Genomic DNA, 16,757 nt, shown 5'->3' with positions numbered 1-16,757 from the left:
CGGTGCTTATGACACCGTCGCCGTGTTCTTGGTGGTCACCCCCCGAAGAGGTGACCGTCATCCCGGCGCACGGGGCGCCGGTTGTCTCCCCTGGACTCAGACCTTGAGCGTGCCGCGCGCGATCTGGTCGCGTTCGAGCGATTCGAACAGCGCCTTGAAGTTGCCTTCGCCGAAGCCGTCGTCGCCCCGGCGCTGAATGAACTCGAAGAACACCGGACCCAGCAGGGTCTTCGAGAAGATCTGGAGCAGCAGACGCGGCTTGCCGCCTTCGGTCGTGCCGTCGAGCAGAATGCCGCGCGACTTCAGCTCTCCGACCGGCTGGCCGTGACCCGGCAGACGCGTTTCGAGCGCCTGATAGTAGAAGTCGTTCGGTGCCGTCATGAGCGGTACGCCGGCCATTTGCAGATTGTCGATGACCTGAATCAGGTCGTCGGTCAGGAATGCAATGTGCTGAATGCCTTCACCGTTGAAGGCCATCAGGAATTCCTCGATCTGGCCGCTGCCCTTGGCGGATTCTTCGTTCAGGGGAATGCGGATTTTACCATCGGGTGCGGTCATCGCCTTCGACGCCAGACCGGTGTACTCGCCCGAGATATCGAAGTAACGAATTTCGCGGAAGTTGAACAGCTTCTCGTAGAAGTTGGCCCAGAAGGACATACGGCCGCGATAGACGTTGTGCGTCAGGTGATCGATCAGGCGCAGGCCATGGCCGACCGGGTGACGATCGACGCCTTCGATGAATTCGAAGTCGATGTCATAGATCGACTTGCCTTCTTCGAAGCGGTCGATCAGGTACAGCGGCGCGCCGCCGATGCCCTTGATGGCCGGCAGACGCAGTTCCATCGGGCCGGTGGCGATCTCGACCGGCTGGGCGCCGAGTTCCAGCGCGCGGGCGTAGGCCTGATGCGAATCTTTCACGCGGAAGGCCATGCCGCAGGCGCTCGGGCCATGCTCGGCGGCGAAGTAGGCCGCCGGGCTGTTCGGCTCGCGGTTGACGATGAAGTTAACCTCGCCCTGACGATAAAGCACCACGTCTTTCGAACGATGGCGGGCCACGAGCGTAAAGCCCATCTGCTCGAAGATCGGCTCAAGCAGGTTCGGGGTGGGCGACGCGAATTCCACGAATTCGAAGCCCATCAATTGCATCGGGTTGTCAAACAGGTCGGCCATGATCGTCTCGGCTTTGTGAGGTGGATGTTTCGTTGGACGCGTGCCCGGCCCGGTGGTTGTGCGCCTGGCTTCGGAAGACGGATTTCTCGAACCGGTCCCGCTTCACAATTTACGCAATAAAATTGTGAATCGCTGACCGCCCGGTCGGGATTTTGTCCCCTGCCGTTTTAATTCCCGAAACCTGCGTAGTGCCAGCCATCGTGCGTGCACTGCATCGATTTGAGGGGCCCAGTGTAAGTGCGTCAACGCAAAATAGGATTTCGTAAAAGGCACAGGGAAACCCTATGTTATGCATTAATATTTCTAAATTGACGGGTTTAAGGAGGGGAAAGTGCATAACATCGAGATCGATCGGATCGACGTCCGGCTGCTGGCGATTTTGCAGTCGCACGGACGGATTTCGAATCTGGAATTGGCCGAGGCCATCAAGCTGTCGCCGGCGCAGACATTGCGCCGCCATCGCCGCCTCGAAGAGTTGGGGGTGATCAAGGGATACGACACGCGGCTCGATGCGCAGCGACTGGGTTTCAGCGTCGTGGCGTTTGTCCACGTGACGATGGAGCGCGGGCATATTCGTGACCTGTCGAACTTCAAGGGACTGGTCGCGGAGCTGGCGCAGATACAGGAGTGCTTTTCCGTGACCGGCGATATCGATTACGTGCTCAAGGTGGTGGCGCGCGACCTGAAGGGGTTGTCCGAATTTCTGCTCGATACGCTGATGCGGATTCCGGGCGTGAGCGCCGTCAAGTCGAGCGTTTGCCTCGATGAAATCAAGTGTACGTCGGCGGTGCCGCTGGCGTCCTGAGCGACCCCTGATCTCGCTATCGCTATCGCCGCGCCCGCACGGCGAATGCCGCGAGCGCCACGGCCACCACGACGAGCGCGCATCCGGCCCACGGGGTGAGCATCAACGCGTTCGCATCGACAAGCGCACCGCCTGCGCCCGCCCCGAGCGCCACGCCGACGTGCATGGCTGCCACGTTCACGCCGACGTTGGCATCGGCTTGCTGCGGCGCGCTGCGAATCAGGAAGTTCTGCACTACGGGCGAAATCGACCACGACAGACAGCCCCAGACCATCATCGCGACGACGAAGATCGCCACGTGCCACGCGTTATCGATACCCGTGACACCCATGCCACCGCTCCCGGCGCCCAGCATCGCGGCCAGCGGCACACCGGCCATCGCGACGAGAAACAGCAGCGGGCATCCGAGCAGCGCACGCGAGGCGCCTGCCCGGTCCGAGCCCAGCCCGCCGAGCCATGCACCGGCTACGCCTGCCACCCCGAACGCGACGAACAGCAGGCTCAGGCCATCGGGCGACGGCGCGAGGGTTTTCTGAAGATACGGTGCGAGATACGCGAACAGTGTGAAGTGCCCGCCAAGCATCGCAATCGACACGCCTTGCGCGGCGAGTAAGCGAGGCTGCGCCAGCGCTTTTACATACGCTCGCAGCGTCAGCGCAGTCGCGGGCTGCGTGAGCGGCAACGCGCGCCAGAGCACGATCATGAGCGGCGCACTGACCAGACCGATGACGGCGAACACGGCACGCCATCCCGCCCAGTGTTCGAGCGTCATGCCGAGCGGAACGCCGAGCACCAGCGACCCGCTGATGCCCATGAAGATGATGCCCACGGCGCGCCCGTGAAACTCGGGCGGCGTGATTTCGGTGGCCAGCCGCGAGCAGAGCAGCACGATGGTGGCGCAACTCGCGGCCATGGCCATGCGTGCCACGAACAGCGCGGCGTAACCCGGGGCGGCCGCGGCTGCGAGGTTGCTGAGCGTGAAGACCAGCAACGCGACGATCAGCGCGGGGCGCCGGGCATGCCGGGAGAGCCACGCGGCCATCGTGAAGGCCCACAGCGCGAAGACCGCAGAAAAGATGGTGGTGAGTTGGCCGGCCGAGGCCATCGAGACACCGAGCCCTTGCGAGATCGCGGGCAAGATGCCGATGCAGATGTTTTCGTCGATACCCACGAGAAAGACCGTGAGCGCGAGCAGCCAGACTTTGGCGGCGCTATGCGGCGTTGCCGCCATGGGCGCGAGTGCCGTCGTTGGTGACGTCGATGAAGTGGGGGAGGCCAATGAAGACTCCGATGTCATGACACGCACCGTGCGACACCGGGATTGGCGCGACGGTTGAGCGTATCGATCCGTCGGGTTTCGAGGCTAGGCTTCGGTTATCCCATCGCCGGAACATTATCGGAATCGACGCAAAGCGGCAACCGGGGGCCGCCGACGTGGCCGCCGGGGATTATCGCAAGGCGACACACGATAGTTGACAGCCCGGGAATATCTGTGATCTTATGCAGCACATGATCACCGCGCAATTCTCCCTCTCGCTACGACTACTAGCCCGCTCCACCGGGCTTGGTCCGTTGCTGCGCGCGTGCATCGTCTGAATTTCCTCTGAAGCACCGCTGATTTTCCCCAGTTACGCCGATCTGAGCCCCGGTTCATCCAACCGGAGGTCGTAGCTTTTTTGCGCTCAAGCGTCGTCCGGTTGCCACTTTTTCCGACAATCGAGACACGCCATGTTGAACAACCCCGCTACCAAGTACCGCGCCTTCACTCCGGTCAACATTCCGGACCGACAGTGGCCGAGCCGCACCATCACGCGTGCACCGATCTGGATGAGCACCGACCTGCGCGACGGCAATCAGGCCTTGTTCGAGCCGATGGACGCGCAGCGCAAGATGCGCATGTTCAAGATGCTGGTCGCGATCGGTTTCAAGGAAATCGAAGTCGCGTTCCCGTCCGCCTCCGAAACCGATTTCAACTTCGTGCGTGAATTGATCGAGGGCGGTCACATCCCCGACGACGTCACAATCGAAGTGCTCACGCAGGCACGTGACGATCTCATCGAGCGCACCTTCGCCGCCCTCAAGGGCGCACCGCGCGCCATCGTTCACCTGTACAACGCCACGGCCCCGGAATTCCGCCGCATCGTCTTCAACCTCGACCAGCCGGGCGTGAAAGCGCTGGCCGTCGCAGCCGCCAAGACCATCAAGCGTTGCGCCGACGCCGCCCCCGATACCCGCTGGACCCTGCAATACAGCCCCGAAACGTTCACGGGCACCGAACTCGATTTCGCCAAAGAAGTTTGTGACGCGGTCTTCGATGTCTGGCAGCCGACGCCGGACCACAAGTGCATCGTCAACCTGCCCGCCACCGTTGAAATCGGCACGCCGAACTACTACGCCGATCAGATCGAGTGGATGCACCGCAACCTCAAGCATCGCGATTCGCTGATTCTCTCGGTGCACCCGCACAACGACCGTGGCACGGCAGTGGCCGCCGCCGAGCTGGCCGTGATGGCCGGTGCCGATCGTATCGAAGGGTGCCTGTTCGGTAACGGCGAGCGCACCGGTAACGTCGATCTCGTCACGCTCGCGTTGAATCTCTACACGCAGGGCGTGGACCCGGGCCTCGACTTCTCGAACATCAACGAAGTTGCCCGCACGTCGGAAGAATGCACGCAATTGCCGGTGCATCCGCGCCACCCGTACGTGGGCGATCTCGTGTTCACCGCGTTCTCGGGCTCGCATCAGGACGCTATCAAGAAGGGCTTCGCCGCACAGAAGCCGGACACCTTCTGGGAAGTGCCGTACATGCCGATCGATCCGAGCGATCTGGGCCGCACTTACGACTCGATCATTCGCGTGAATAGCCAGTCGGGCAAGGGTGGCATTGCCTTCCTGCTCGAACAGTCGTACGGGGTGCAAATGCCGCGCCGCCTGCAAGTTGATTTCAGCTCGGCCGTGCAGCGCTACACCGACGAGACCGGTGCCGAAGTCACGGCAGCGCAGATCTGGCAACTGTTCCAGAAGGAATATGTGGAAGCGGCCGAACCGGTGGCTTATGTCGGTCACACACTCTCGGAGCGCGACGGCCGTCAACAGATCGCCGTGACCATCGACATCCATGGGCAACGCACGACGGTGTCGGGTGCCGGCAACGGTCCCCTCGACGCACTGATGAACGCCATGCGTACGCCGGTGCGTGTGCAGCACTACGAAGAGCGCGCGCTGACGCAAGGTGCCGATGCCCGTGCCATCGCCATTGCTGAAATGGCGGGCGAAACGATTGTCGGCAGCGCGTTCGGTGTGGGTATCGATGCGAATCTCACGACGGCCTCGATCCGTGCGGTCATCAGCGGTATCAACCGCGCTTATGACCGCAGCGAAGCCGATGCGAAGGCCACGTTCTTCGACGCCGTGATGCGCGATGTCGCCAAGGCCGTCTGAGGCTTTTTCAAACAGAAAACTCAGGCAGGAACTGAGGAGACACGTAGTCCAGCAGGGAATTTGAGGCAGACGTGTACCGCTGAGCGCTGATCGTGCGAGCGGGACACCGGTGCGGCGCGACGACACTTACCCAGTGTCGTGCGACCGCCCCGGCCACAGAAATCAAGCGGTGTGACAGGGTAGGGGGAACAAGTCCTGCCCGGTCAGATCGCTTCGATGGCGATAGCGATGCCTTGGCCGACCCCAATGCACATCGTACACAGCGCAAAGCGGCCACCGGAACGCTTTAGCTGATACATCGCCGTCGTCACCAGACGTGCGCCGCTCATGCCGAGCGGATGGCCCAGCGCGATCGCGCCGCCGTTCGGATTGACGCGCAGGTCGTCGTCAGCGACACCCAACTGACGCAGCACGGCCAGGCCCTGGCTCGCAAACGCTTCGTTGAGTTCGATCACATCGAACTGATCGAGTGACATGCCGAGCCGCGCCAACAGTTTGATTGTTGCGGGCGCCGGACCGATGCCCATGATGCGCGGTGCTACCCCTGCCGTCGCCATGCCCAGAATCCTGGCGCGCGGCGTCAGGCCAAAACGCGCCGCGCTCGCCTCGTCTGCTAACAGCAGCGCGCAGGCGCCGTCGTTGACGCCAGAAGCGTTACCGGCGGTCACGGTCCCATCAGGGCGTACCACGCCCTTGAGTCTGGCAAGCGCTTCCATGCTGGTGGCACGCGGATGTTCGTCGCGGTCCACCACAATGGCTTCGCCCTTCTTCTGGGCGATCGACACCGGCGTAATTTCTTCCGCCAGCGTGCCGTTAGCCTGCGCACGCGCCGCTTTCTCTTGCGAGCGCACCGCGAGGCGATCCTGATCTTCGCGGCTGATGCCGAATTCCGTCGCCACGTTCTCGCCCGTCTCGGGCATCGAATCCACGCCGTATTGCGCCTTCATTAGCGGATTGACGAAACGCCAGCCGATGGTCGTGTCGTAAATCTCTGCCTGACGTGAAAACGCACTGGCGGCTTTGCCCATCACGAACGGCGCACGGCTCATGCTTTCCACGCCACCGGCAATCATCAGACCGGCTTCGCCTGCCTTGATGGCGCGCGCGGCGGTGCCGATGGCATCCATGCCCGAGCCGCACAAACGGTTGACGGTGCCACCCGGCACGTCTTGCGGCAGCCCGGCGAGCAGCGCCGACATGCGGGCCACGTTGCGGTTGTCTTCGCCGGCCTGATTCGCGCAGCCGTAGATCACATCGTCAACCAAGGTCCAGTCGACGTTGCCGTTGCGCGCCATCAGCGCCTTGATCGGAATCGCGCCGAGATCGTCGGCACGCACCGACGACAGTGCGCCGCCGTAACGGCCGATAGGGGTGCGGATCGCGTCGCAGATAAAGACTTCACTCATTTGTCTACCTCACCGAATGGGGGATTTCGAATTCACTCAATGCATGCCGAACAATGCAAATCGCCGGGAATCTCCCGGCGATCGTGTGCAATGCAGATATCAGGCGACGGCCGGCGAGGGCAGTAGCGTCACGCCGCTCAGACGTTGCAACTCGTCGAACGTCAGCCCTTCGACCATATCGCGCACGCGCAGCCCTTCGGGCGTCACGTCGATGACCGCGAGGTCCGTGTAGATGCGCGTCACGCAGCCCACACCCGTCAGCGGGTAGGTGCACGCGTCGACGATCTTGCTTTCGCCTTGCTTGGTCTGATGTTCCATCATCACGAACACCTGCTTGGCGCCGGTCGCGAGATCCATCGCGCCACCCACCGCGGGGATGGCGTCGGGCGCGCCCGTGTGCCAGTTGGCGAGATCGCCGGTCTTCGAGACCTGGAACGCACCCAGCACGCAGAAGTCGAGGTGGCCGCCGCGCATCATCGCGAACGAGTCGGCGTGATGGAAATACGCGCCGCCCGGTTTGAGCGTGACGGGCTGCTTGCCGGCGTTGATGAGGTCTTCATCCTCTTCGCCCTTGGCGGGGGCCGGGCCCATCCCGATCACGCCGTTCTCGCTTTGCAGAATGATTTCTTTCTCGGCCGGCAGGTGATTGGCCACTGCCGTGGGCAGGCCGATACCGAGGTTCACATAGGCGCCGTCGGGAATATCCTGGGCGACGCGGGCGGCCATCTGGTCGCGGGTCAGTCGGTTCATGTCGTAGCTCCGGAATAGGGGACGTCAGGCGCTCGCGGTGCCGGGCACCGCGACGATACGTTGAACGAAGATGCCGGGCGTGACCACGGCTTCCGGATCGAGCTCGCCCAGTTCCACGACTTCGCTGACCTGAACGATGGCGCACTTCGCAGCGGTCGCCATGATGGGGCCGAAGTTGCGGGCGGTCTTGCGATACACCAGATTGCCCCAGCGGTCGCCCTTGAGCGCCTTGATCAACGCGAAATCGGCGTGGATCGGCGATTCGAGCACGTACGGCTTGCCGTCGATCACGCGGGTTTCCTTGCCTTCGGCGAGCAGCGTGCCGTAGCCGGTCGGCGTGAAGAAACCGCCGATGCCTGCACCGGCAGCGCGAATGCGTTCGGCCAGATTGCCTTGCGGCACCAGTTCCAGTTCGATCTTGCCGGCGCGATAGAGCGCGTCGAACACCTGCGAGTCGGTCTGACGCGGGAACGAGCAGATGATCTTGCGCACGCGCCCGGCCTTGAGCAGCGCGGCGAGGCCCGTCTCACCATTGCCGGCGTTGTTGTTGACGATGGTCAGATCGCGCGCGCCTTGTTCGATCAGGGCGTCGATGAGCGCCGAGGGCATACCGGCATTGCCAAAGCCGCCGATCATGATCGTGGCGCCGTCATGGACGTCGGCGACCGCGCTGGCGAGCGATTCGTAAATCTTGTTGATCACACGTGCCTCCTGGGCAGTTCCGTCGAACGAACCTGCGGTCTCGGGCTGACTAGCCAGAGCCTGCGCGCCGTCCGGTGCGGTTGTCTCGCGGCGATGACGTCTTGTCCGGCGGCATCGTCTGGTTCACAATGTTCTTATAGCGAACAAATATTCGCTATAAGAACAGCGTAAGCTTTCCGATGTCGGGCGTCAAGACAGGGGAGGCGCGAGACGCATTCGGTGAGACTGTGTGTCCCGCACGGTGGAACCGCTCGCACAAATCCATTACGCTTGCCGTCTGCGCGATCGTGGTGCATCGCCGGGACACCCGGTGACCCGCGCAATCACGCTTGATAAGAAGTCACCCGACAAACCACCCTGCAACCCGCCAGACCTGCCGATAGCTACCCAATGACACCTGTGCCGAACGACTCCCGCGATCCGACCGAGAAGAAGCCGGGCGACTCTTATGTGCAGTCGTTTGCGCGCGGGCTTGCGGTGGTCAAGGCGTTCAATGCGGCGCGGCCGGCCCAGACGCTGTCAGAAGTGGCGCAGGCGTCCGGCCTGACCCGCGCGGGCGCCCGGCGCATTCTGCTGACGCTCGAAGCGCTCGGTTACGTGCGCAGCGAGGGGCGGTTATTCCGCCTGACGCCGCGTATTCTCGATCTGGGTTTCTCGTATCTGACGTCGATGCCGCTGTGGAATCTGGCCGAGCCGTTTATGGAAGCGCTGGTTCAGCAGGTGCAGGAGAGCAGTTCGGCATCCGTGCTCGACGGCGACGACATCGTCTATGTGCTGCGCGTGCCTGTGCGCAAGGTGATGTCGATCAACCTGTCGATCGGCAGCCGCTTGCCGGCGTGGTGTACGTCGATGGGGCGCGTGATGTTGTCCGCACTGCCCGACGACGAACTCGACGCTGCGCTGCGCCGCGCCGATATTCGTCAGCACACGCGCCGCACGCTGACGGACGTGGACGCGCTGCGCGAACGCATCCTGCAAGTGCGGGCGCAAGGCTGGGCCGTGGTCGATCAGGAACTGGAAGAGGGCTTGATCTCGATTGCTGCGCCGATTCGCAACCGGGCCGGGCAGGTCATCGCCGCGATGAATGTGAGCGGTCAAGCGAACCGGACGTCGGCGGCGGAGATGGAGACGAAGTTTCTGGCGCCGCTGCAACAAGCCGCGCAGAAGATTTCGCAGATGGTGGTCGTGTAAATCAATCACCACAGAAAAACAAACGGGGCGTCGCCATGCGAACGCCCCGTTTTTATTGGTGCTGCGTACCGATCAAGCGCGGGCGGCGGCGCCCAATGCCCCGGCGCGCGCCAACTGCATGGCAGAGAGCAGCGTCTCGTGATCGCCGATCTGATTGGCGAGCAGCAGAATCAGTTGGGCGTTGGCGGCCTGACTCTGTGCGTCGTCGAGATCGCGATGCATATCGATAAGCGCTTCGTAGAAGTCGTCGGGGCGCGTCAGGCGCGGTTGTGTATCGAGTGCCATGGGTGTCTCCTCCCGGCTGAATTCATGTGTGTTGTTGAGAATAGTGTCAGCGCCGGCTCACGCCGCGCACGGCATCGTCGCCTGCGCTGACGACACGCGTCCGAGCGCTCGGTCTCGCGCTTGCGCAATGGCCGCAGCATCGAGGGTGCGCCAGCGTGCACAGACATGCTGATCCGGGCGCACCAGATAGACCGTGCCGGGCGTGGCGTCGTAACGCTGCGCGGCGAGTCCTTGGGCATCGTGCCAAACGTTCTCGTCACCTTGCGCTTGCGAGGCGTCGTTCGTGACGAACACCGGCATGACGGGCACGCGGTCATTCGCCATCGCTTGCAACGCCGCCAGTGCCACCGCATCCAGCGAGGCGGGCGAGCCGAACACCAGCGCGACAAAGCGCCCGCCGAGACGCGGCAATAGCCAGCCATCCTGCGCATTGCGCGAGAGCGGCGCGTCGAGGCAGGTTGCCCCCGGCACCATGCGCCCGACAAACGTGTCGCGATCGGCAGTGTTCAGCGTGGAGTCGTGCAACACCGCAGGCACCGACAAGCGGCCACTGTTCACCAGTTGACGGGCGAACGCATGATCGCGTGCCAGCGTCAGCACAGCGTCGCGAAACACGCGGGACACCGGGCTCTTGGGTGTGATGAAGTCCGTCGCGCGCGTCGAGTTGAGAATGTTTTCGTCCGCAGCGAACTCGCGCTCACGGGCATAGGTATCGAGCAACGTATCGGGCGCACGGTCATCCAGCACCATGGCCAGTTTCCACGCGAGATTTTCCGCATCCTGCACGCCGCTGTTCGCACCGCGTGCCCCGAACGGCGACACGCCGTGCGCCGAGTCGCCCGCGAAGAGCACATTGCCGTGGCGGAAGCTGTCCATGCGCAGGCACGAGAACGTGTAGACGCTCACCCACTCCAGCGTGAATTTGGCATCGGGGCCAAGCAGGGCCTGCACGCGCGGAATCACGCGCTCGGGCGTCTTCTCCGCTTCGGGATCGGCGTCCCAGCCCAGTTGGAAATCGATGCGCCAGACGTCGTCCGGCTGACGGTGCAGCAACACCGACTGATTCGGATGGAAGGGCGGGTCGAACCAGAACCAGCGCTCTGCCGGGAAGTTCGCCGTCATCTTCACGTCGGCAATCAGAAAGCGATCCTTGAACGTGCGGCCGTGGCTGTCCACACCGATCAGCTTGCGCACCGGGCTGCGTGAACCGTCGGCCGCGACAACGTAGCGCGCCGTCGTTTGATACGCGCCATCGGGCGTGTCGACCGTGAGGGTCACGCTCGCATCGGCGGCGCCGGGCGTACCGTGCTGCACGAGTCCCGAGACCTTGTTCTTCCAGCGGATTTCGATGTTCGGCAGCTCGCTGGCGCGCTCGAACAGATAGCCTTCGACGTAGTACTGCTGCAAGTTGATGAACGCGGGACGATGGTGTCCGGCGTCTGGCAGCAGATCGAAGTTGTAGACCTCCTGATCGCGCAGAAACACGCGGCCGACATTCCAGCAAACGCCTTTTTGCACCATGCGATCGCCGCAGCCGAGCCGGTCGAAGATGTCGAGCGTGCGCTTGGCGAAGCAGATGGCGCGTGAGCCGGTGGAGAGCGTGCAGTCGTCGTCGAGCACGATCACGTGCACACCCTGATGGGCGAGATCGATGGCGGTCGCGAGCCCAACAGGGCCTGCGCCCACGACGATGACCGGGTGCGGTGCGGCGGTTCGGCCGGTGTCATTCGTGCCATTCGCGCCATTCGTAGCTGCCGACTGTTCGGCACAAGGCTGGTACGTGAACGTGAGGCGCTGGTAATCGATGCTGCTCATGCAATGTCTCCGTCGCCGGTGCCTCATCCGCGCGCCATGTCAGCGTCGCGCGGGCGGGCACCGTTTCTACTTTTGATTTGCTACCGGGTCAGTGGGCTCAGTCTTGCAGTGCGGCCCACATTTCCTTGTCGCGCTGCGCCGTCCAAATGCGCGGGTGCGTGATGCCGCTGGCCTCATCGAAGGCGCGCGTCACATCGAACGGCAGGCAGTGTTCGTAGATGAAAACGTGACCGAACTTCGGGTCCATCTGGCTGCGCGTGAGTGCCATCGCGCCCTTCAGATCGAGCTTCTGTTCGACGGCTTTCTTGCCGGCTTCGAACAGCGTCGTCACGAAGTCCTTCGTGTAGGCGAGACCCTTCGCGACTTCAGCGGGCGTCGTGAGCGCCGGGCCACGGCCCGGCACGAGCTTCTCGGCACCGAGTGCCGCCAGCGCGTCGAGCGTGGCGGGCCACTCGGCGAGTTGTGCGTCGCCGGTGTAGCAGGCGGCGTCGTACTCGACCAGATCGCCCGAGAACAGCACCTTGTCCGACGGCAGCCACACGACCGTGTCGCCCTTCGTATGGCCCGAGCCCAGATGCGCAATCTTCACTTCGAGCTTGCCGAGGAACAGCGTCATTTCCTTCTCGAACACGAGCGTCGGCCACGTCAGGCCCGGCACCGTCTCGACACCGGCGAACAGACGCGGGAAGCGTTCGATCTCCGACTTCATGTCGGCTTCGCCGCGTTCTTGAATCATCTCAAACGTGCCGCGGCTCGCGATGATCTGCTGCGCGCCTTCTTCGAAGTAAGCCGACGCGCCCAGCACGCGCACGGCGTGATAGTGCGAGAGCACCACGTACTTGATCGGCTTGTCGGTGACCGTGCGGATCTTGGCGATCAGATCTTGCGCCATGGCCGGCGTGGCCGTCGTGTCGACGATCATCACGCCGTCGTCGCCAATGATGACGCCCGAGTTCGGGTCGCCTTCTGCCGTGTAGGCCCAGGCGTGTTCCGACAGTTGGGTGAAGGTGACCTTTTTCGCTTCCAGGTCGGCTTGCGAGGCAAATGCTTTAGCCATGCTGTCTCTCTCTCGTGTCTTGTCTGTGGGGATGAACCGACGACGGGTGGCAGCTCGCACGTCATGAAAGCATGCTCTGTCGGCCGATCGGCGTCAGGGTGCAGCCATCTTACGAAATGGGCTGAATTTTTGTCAATGACAAATATAGTTGTTATTTGCTAATGTTGCGACAAGTGCGCCGCAGGTGATTCGAAACATCCGGGAGAACCCTGAGATGCCCATTTCCGGGCATGCTGCGGCGACTTGTTTAGAATCTAGGCCACTTTTTCTCCGGGAGTCCGCTCCCCCTCTGCATGAACCGAATTCCAAAGGGCGACATGGCGCGTGCCTCCGACAGCCTCGACGACGATGGCGCCCAGCCCGCACGTGTCTCGCGCGGCGTGCAAAGCGTGGACGTTGCCGCCCGCGTGTTGCAGGCGCTTGCACAGGCACGGCGGCCGCTGGCACCGGGCGATCTGGCGGCGCTGGCCGGTCTGCCGCCCGCGCAGGCGCACCCTTACCTAGTGAGTCTCACGCGGCTGGGGTTGCTCAAGCGCGATCCGATGTCAGGCAGCTATGCGCCGGGGCCGATGCTGTTGCGGCTGGCGTTGCTCCATCTTGAGAACGATCCCGCGTATCGCGCCGCCGTCCCGCGCGTGGTGGCGCTCGCGCGTGAAACCGGCTTCTGTGTGGCGATCTCTACCCCGGCACCGCAAGGCCCGCTCGTCGTGCACTTCGAGCGCGCGGCCTTCCCGCTGCATGTGAACTTGCACGTGGGGTCGGTCATGTCGCTCACGACGACGTCTACCGGCCGCGCGTTCTGCGCGTTCACGCCGTTAGCCGGCTGGCCGCTCGCGTGGCATGAGCAAATGCCGGGCAACGCCGATGAGCAACACCACTTTGCCGAACTCCTCGACGAGACGCGCGCGCACGGCATGGCACGCAGCGTGAACACGCCGAGCCCGTCGGTCAGCAGCCTGTGCGTGCCCGTGTTCGATGCCAGCGGCCGCTTGCGGCTCGCACTCACCGCCATCGGTCCGACGGCGGCACTCGATGTCGATTGGCAGGGGGCTGCCGCGACGGCATTGCGCGAGACGGCCAACGCCATCGCAAGACAAGTCAACGAGGAACTGGCATGAGCGAGCCGACGAAGCCACAACGCGGCATTCAGGCACTGGAGAGCACCGGCGCGTTGCTTGAGGCGTTGGTCGCGGCGGCGCGCCCGTTGCCACTCAACGGTCTGGCGCGCGATGCGGGCATGGCCCCGGCCAAGGCGCATCCGCATCTGGTGAGCCTTCAGCGCGCCGGCTTGCTCAGCCGCGACGCGAACGGCAACTTCGAAGCCGGCGCGCTCAGTCTCGAACTGGGCCTGATGGCCTTGCAACGTCTCTCGCCAACGGGCGAAGCCGAGCCCGAGATTCTGGCGTTGGCACAGGCCACGGGTCTCTCGGCGGCGATGGCCGTGCTGGGTCCCGTGGGGCCGACCGTCGTCCGGCTGGAAGAGGCGATGCGCCCGCAACACGTCAGCCTGCGCATTGGCACCGTGCTGTCGCTCGTGAACACGGCCATCGGGCGCACGTTTGCCGCGTTTCTACCGCCGGCGGTGCTCGACGGCATGCTGGCGCAAGAGAGTGTGCGCATGGCCGGTCTGGGGGCGGACGGCCGTGCTGCCAAGCCACCGAAGGACTACGACGGCCGGCTGGCGGACATTCGCACGCATCGCCTCGATACCGCGTTGAGCAATCCGGTGCCCGGTATCGATACCGTCGCGGTGCCCGTGTTCGATCACACCGGCGAAGTCACGCTGGTGCTGGCGCTGATGGGGTCGTCCGGCAGCTTCGACACCACACCCGAGGGCGAACCGGCCCGTGCATTGATCGCCGCAGCGCATCGGCTGTCGTGGCGCTTTGGCGCCGTCGGTCGCTCATTGGACGACGGCTCGCCCGATTCGGCGGTGTAGCCCACGAGCCGTCGCAAGGCGTCGCACGGGTGTCGTCGTTCGTCGCAATGCGGTAACACATCGGGGCCGTGAATTCGCGGCCCCGGCATCAAAATTCATGGGCCGTCGCGTGGGCACGACGGGGCAATTGCGGCACTGCGCGATGTCATGGCGGCAAGGTTAAGATGGGCGCCAACGCCATCCATGTCATTCCGACACACTGCCGCCATGACTCGCATGCCCGTCGAATCCCGTGGGAAAGCCGCTGCGCTCGCCCGGACGTTGCCTCTGACGCTGATGATCGCGGCATTGCTGAGTGCCTGCGCGTCACCGCCACAACAGCAGCCGGGCCCCGCCCGTCCGACCGAGTCGGCGGCTCAGGTCGACGGCATGCCCGCCGACTGGACGCTGGTCTCGACCGTGATCGTGAGCCGTCATGGGGTTCGGTCTCCGACGCATGCGCATCCGCCGCTCGACAAGCTGAGCCCCGACGCGTGGCCCGGCTGGGTGGTCCCAGCCGGTTATCTGACGGCGCGTGGCGGCTCGCTCGCCGAGCGCATGGGCCGCTACTACGGCGACTGGCTGCGCGCGCGCCGTGTCTTGCCCGAGAACACCTGCCCCGCACCGGGTACCGTCTACGGCTGGGCCGACATCGACCAACGCACGCGTGAGACCGGCAGCGCCTTGATGCAGGGCATCGCGCCGGGTTGCGACATGCGCACGGCCCATCAAGCCGATCTCACCACGTACGACGCCGTGTTCCATCCGGTGGCCGCCGGTGACTGCCCGCTTGACCCGGGCGCGGCGCGCGGTGCGATTGAAGCGCGTCTCGCGCCGGATGGTGTTGCGGGCCTCAATAAACGTTATGCCGCCACGATTGCCCGCATGGGCGAAGTGCTCGGCTATTCGCGCAGTCCGGCGTGCGGTGCACAGGGCAACTGCAAAGTTGAAGACGTGCCGACGCGCCTGCGTGTCGAGGGCGACGGAAGCGGCGTGACGCTGCGCGGTGCCCTTGGCAGCGCGGCCACCGCGTCGGAGGTCTTCTTGCTGCAATACGGCGAGGGCTTCCCCGACAACGACGTAGCCTGGGGACGCATTCGTGACGAGAGCGACTGGGCACGCCTGCTCGAAGCACACAACGCCCAGCGCGATCTGCTCGACCGCACACCCTATCTCGCAGCGACCAACGGCACGCCGCTGCTCGCGGTCGTGCTCGACGCACTGACCCGCTCGGCCGCCGAAGCGGGCGCACCGCCGCCCGCGCCCGTGCGCGGCCCGGTGTTGCCGGCCGGCAACCGGGTGTATGTGCTCACTGGCCACGACACCAACGTGGCGAATCTGGCCGGCATGCTCAAGTTCGACTGGCAGCTTCCCGATCAGCCTGACAACACCCCGCCCGACGGCGCGCTGGTGTTCTCGCTCTGGCGCAACCCGGCAGGCGAGCCGTTCGTGCGGGTCGAATTCATCTATCAATCAATGCAGCAGTTGCGTCAGCTCACCGCGCTCTCGCTCGATGAGCCGGCCAAGCGCGTCACGCTGCCGTTGGCCGATTGTGCCGACGGCCCGGACGGCCGTGCATGTCGCTGGCCGGCCTTTGCACAGCGGGCGAAGTCAGCGCTGACACCGGCGTGCCTTGAGGCGGTGAGGTAGTCCGCCCAAAAAAGCGACCGGTTTCAGCGTGTCACTCCGAATGGGGTAGTGTCGGCTAACCCTTGGAGTCCGCTATGCAAGACCACATCCAGACCCTGCTCACCTACCTTCAGGGCGAAGGCTATTCGGCGCATCTCGACGATGACGGCGATATCGCGTTCAAGCGCGAAGGCCTGCAATACGTGCTGTGTTTCGACCAGAGCGATCCGGGCTACGGCAAGCTCCTGCTGCCTAACGTCTACCAGATCGAATCGCAGGAATCACTCTCTCGCGCGTTGATTACGATGGACGAGATCAACCGTCAGATGAAGGTGGTGAAGATCTATACCGTGCGCGATCAGGTCTGGCTCACGGTTGAGTTGTGGTTCGCCGACCAAACTTGCTGGTGTCCGCTGCTGGGGCGGTCGATGCGGGCACTCAGCCACGCGCTGATGAAGTTTGCCGAGGCGATCAACACGCACGCGCCAGCGACAACATCTGCCCGGCGGCTGAACGCCTGACACAGGCCTCGCCGTGGCCTCGGGCAAGCGCAAGGAAACGTAAAATTCGTGCGGCGCCACGGCGGCC

At 64.0% G+C, this 16,757-nt stretch carries 15 protein-coding genes; 7 read left to right on the top strand and 8 right to left on the bottom strand.

Annotated features, from left to right (window positions below; genetic code table 11):
* Positions 1 to 96: 96 nt before the first annotated feature.
* Entirely contained in the window at positions 97 to 1,170 is a 1,074-nt protein-coding gene (gene hppD / locus CDV44_RS18750; protein WP_058377317.1) for a 4-hydroxyphenylpyruvate dioxygenase, read from the bottom strand.
* A gap of 331 nt (positions 1,171 to 1,501) precedes the next feature.
* Here hppD and CDV44_RS18745 point away from each other — a divergent pair, with 331 nt between their 5' ends.
* Positions 1,502 to 1,975, top strand: coding sequence for an Lrp/AsnC family transcriptional regulator (locus CDV44_RS18745; RefSeq protein WP_058377318.1), 474 nt, complete (start codon positions 1,502 to 1,504; stop codon positions 1,973 to 1,975).
* A gap of 22 nt (positions 1,976 to 1,997) precedes the next feature.
* Here CDV44_RS18745 and CDV44_RS18740 read toward each other — a convergent pair whose 3' ends face one another.
* Positions 1,998 to 3,206: an MFS transporter gene (locus CDV44_RS18740; RefSeq protein ID WP_249277661.1), complete on the bottom strand. Its 1,209-nt coding sequence runs from the start codon at positions 3,204 to 3,206 to the stop codon at positions 1,998 to 2,000.
* Positions 3,207 to 3,703: 497 nt separating this feature from the next.
* On the opposite strand from CDV44_RS18740, the gene leuA reads away from it, so the two are divergent.
* Positions 3,704 to 5,416, top strand: coding sequence for a 2-isopropylmalate synthase (leuA, locus tag CDV44_RS18735; RefSeq protein WP_087689570.1), 1,713 nt, complete (start codon positions 3,704 to 3,706; stop codon positions 5,414 to 5,416).
* 203 nt (positions 5,417 to 5,619) lie between these two features.
* Here leuA and pcaF read toward each other — a convergent pair whose 3' ends face one another.
* From pcaF to CDV44_RS18720, 3 genes are all read right to left on the bottom strand, one after another.
* A complete protein-coding gene (gene pcaF, locus CDV44_RS18730; protein ID WP_087689568.1) occupies positions 5,620 to 6,822 on the bottom strand; it encodes a 3-oxoadipyl-CoA thiolase in 1,203 nt (400 codons plus the stop codon).
* A 99-nt stretch (positions 6,823 to 6,921) separates the two neighbouring features.
* Positions 6,922 to 7,572 carry a 3-oxoacid CoA-transferase subunit B gene (locus CDV44_RS18725; RefSeq protein ID WP_058377321.1) on the bottom strand — a complete coding sequence of 217 codons (651 nt, stop codon included), beginning with the start codon at positions 7,570 to 7,572 and terminating at the stop codon, positions 6,922 to 6,924.
* Positions 7,573 to 7,596: 24 nt separating this feature from the next.
* Positions 7,597 to 8,274 (bottom strand): 3-oxoacid CoA-transferase subunit A, encoded by a 678-nt coding sequence (locus tag CDV44_RS18720; RefSeq protein ID WP_058377322.1) that lies wholly within the window; start codon positions 8,272 to 8,274, stop codon positions 7,597 to 7,599.
* A 390-nt stretch (positions 8,275 to 8,664) separates the two neighbouring features.
* Between CDV44_RS18720 and CDV44_RS18715 the strand changes: the two genes are divergently transcribed.
* Positions 8,665 to 9,465: an IclR family transcriptional regulator gene (locus tag CDV44_RS18715; RefSeq protein WP_087689566.1), complete on the top strand. Its 801-nt coding sequence runs from the start codon at positions 8,665 to 8,667 to the stop codon at positions 9,463 to 9,465.
* 72 nt (positions 9,466 to 9,537) lie between these two features.
* Here the strand turns inward: CDV44_RS18715 and CDV44_RS18710 are convergent, their stop codons facing one another.
* From CDV44_RS18710 to CDV44_RS18700, 3 genes are all read right to left on the bottom strand, one after another.
* Positions 9,538 to 9,750, bottom strand: a complete 213-nt coding sequence (locus tag CDV44_RS18710) for a DUF2783 domain-containing protein (RefSeq protein WP_087689565.1) — start codon at positions 9,748 to 9,750, stop codon at positions 9,538 to 9,540.
* 57 nt (positions 9,751 to 9,807) lie between these two features.
* Positions 9,808 to 11,565, bottom strand: coding sequence for an FAD-dependent oxidoreductase (locus CDV44_RS18705; RefSeq protein WP_087689563.1), 1,758 nt, complete (start codon positions 11,563 to 11,565; stop codon positions 9,808 to 9,810).
* Between the two features lie 97 nt (positions 11,566 to 11,662).
* A complete protein-coding gene (locus tag CDV44_RS18700; RefSeq protein ID WP_087689561.1) occupies positions 11,663 to 12,622 on the bottom strand; it encodes an MBL fold metallo-hydrolase in 960 nt (319 codons plus the stop codon).
* Between the two features lie 293 nt (positions 12,623 to 12,915).
* Between CDV44_RS18700 and CDV44_RS18695 the strand changes: the two genes are divergently transcribed.
* The 4 genes from CDV44_RS18695 (at position 12,916) to CDV44_RS18680 (ending at position 16,690) form a co-directional block, all read left to right on the top strand.
* Complete coding sequence (locus tag CDV44_RS18695) at positions 12,916 to 13,740, top strand: IclR family transcriptional regulator (protein WP_371328785.1); 825 nt, start codon at positions 12,916 to 12,918, stop codon at positions 13,738 to 13,740.
* Positions 13,737 to 14,561, top strand: a complete 825-nt coding sequence (locus CDV44_RS18690; protein WP_087689557.1) for an IclR family transcriptional regulator — start codon at positions 13,737 to 13,739, stop codon at positions 14,559 to 14,561. The genes CDV44_RS18695 and CDV44_RS18690 overlap by 4 nt, the downstream gene beginning before the upstream one ends.
* Before the next feature lie 207 nt (positions 14,562 to 14,768).
* Positions 14,769 to 16,190 (top strand): histidine-type phosphatase, encoded by a 1,422-nt coding sequence (locus tag CDV44_RS18685; protein ID WP_141118765.1) that lies wholly within the window; start codon positions 14,769 to 14,771, stop codon positions 16,188 to 16,190.
* 74 nt (positions 16,191 to 16,264) lie between these two features.
* Complete coding sequence (locus tag CDV44_RS18680) at positions 16,265 to 16,690, top strand: hypothetical protein (RefSeq protein ID WP_087689553.1); 426 nt, start codon at positions 16,265 to 16,267, stop codon at positions 16,688 to 16,690.
* Positions 16,691 to 16,757: the final 67 nt, after the last annotated feature.

Source organism: Pandoraea sp. PE-S2R-1 (genome assembly GCF_002179865.1).
Lineage (GTDB): Bacteria > Pseudomonadota > Gammaproteobacteria > Burkholderiales > Burkholderiaceae > Pandoraea.
This window is presented reverse-complemented; position numbering and strand designations above follow the sequence as displayed.

What these genes read in the sequence shown, in the direction of transcription:
- CDV44_RS18725 (WP_058377321.1), bottom strand. Translation starts at nt 7,572, where the DNA reads ATGAACCGACTGACCCGCGACCAGATGGCCGCCCGCGTCGCCCAGGAT.
- leuA (WP_087689570.1), top strand. Translation starts at nt 3,704, where the DNA reads ATGTTGAACAACCCCGCTACCAAGTACCGCGCCTTCACTCCGGTCAAC.
- CDV44_RS18700 (WP_087689561.1), bottom strand. Translation starts at nt 12,622, where the DNA reads ATGGCTAAAGCATTTGCCTCGCAAGCCGACCTGGAAGCGAAAAAGGTC.
- CDV44_RS18705 (WP_087689563.1), bottom strand. Translation starts at nt 11,565, where the DNA reads ATGAGCAGCATCGATTACCAGCGCCTCACGTTCACGTACCAGCCTTGT.
- CDV44_RS18690 (WP_087689557.1), top strand. Translation starts at nt 13,737, where the DNA reads ATGAGCGAGCCGACGAAGCCACAACGCGGCATTCAGGCACTGGAGAGC.
- CDV44_RS18710 (WP_087689565.1), bottom strand. Translation starts at nt 9,750, where the DNA reads ATGGCACTCGATACACAACCGCGCCTGACGCGCCCCGACGACTTCTAC.
- hppD (WP_058377317.1), bottom strand. Translation starts at nt 1,170, where the DNA reads ATGGCCGACCTGTTTGACAACCCGATGCAATTGATGGGCTTCGAATTC.
- CDV44_RS18695 (WP_371328785.1), top strand. Translation starts at nt 12,916, where the DNA reads ATGAACCGAATTCCAAAGGGCGACATGGCGCGTGCCTCCGACAGCCTC.
- pcaF (WP_087689568.1), bottom strand. Translation starts at nt 6,822, where the DNA reads ATGAGTGAAGTCTTTATCTGCGACGCGATCCGCACCCCTATCGGCCGT.
- CDV44_RS18740 (WP_249277661.1), bottom strand. Translation starts at nt 3,206, where the DNA reads ATGGCGGCAACGCCGCATAGCGCCGCCAAAGTCTGGCTGCTCGCGCTC.
- CDV44_RS18715 (WP_087689566.1), top strand. Translation starts at nt 8,665, where the DNA reads ATGACACCTGTGCCGAACGACTCCCGCGATCCGACCGAGAAGAAGCCG.
- CDV44_RS18680 (WP_087689553.1), top strand. Translation starts at nt 16,265, where the DNA reads ATGCAAGACCACATCCAGACCCTGCTCACCTACCTTCAGGGCGAAGGC.
- CDV44_RS18685 (WP_141118765.1), top strand. Translation starts at nt 14,769, where the DNA reads ATGACTCGCATGCCCGTCGAATCCCGTGGGAAAGCCGCTGCGCTCGCC.